This is a genomic window from Pseudomonas tremae (genome assembly GCF_001401155.1).
Taxonomy (GTDB): domain Bacteria; phylum Pseudomonadota; class Gammaproteobacteria; order Pseudomonadales; family Pseudomonadaceae; genus Aquipseudomonas; species Aquipseudomonas tremae.
In genome coordinates this window covers 1-227 of the sequence record NZ_LJRO01000151.1, presented here as the reverse complement: position 1 = coordinate 227, position 227 = coordinate 1, and the positions used below count along the sequence as shown (strand labels likewise).

The window sequence follows — 227 nt, the reverse complement described above, 5'->3', positions numbered from 1 at the left end:
CCGGTGGCAAATCGTCCGCGCAGCGAACTGGAGTCGCTGATCGGCTTCTTCGTCAACACACTGGCGCTGCGCATCCGACCGGAAGGGAGCCTGAGCGTGGCGGCGTTGCTGGAGCAGGTCAAGGCGGTCATGCTGGCGGCGCATGCGCATCAGGACCTGCCGTTCGAGCAGGTGGTGGAGGCGTTGCAGCCACCGCGCAGCCTGGGTCATAGCCCGATCTTCCAGGT

Annotated in this window: 1 protein-coding gene; it reads left to right on the top strand. The window is 66.1% G+C overall.

All coding sequences use genetic code 11. From position 1 onward, the window contains the following. On the top strand, nucleotides 1-227 hold a 227-nt coding region (locus ALO43_RS10010), incomplete at both ends, for a condensation domain-containing protein (protein WP_147461977.1).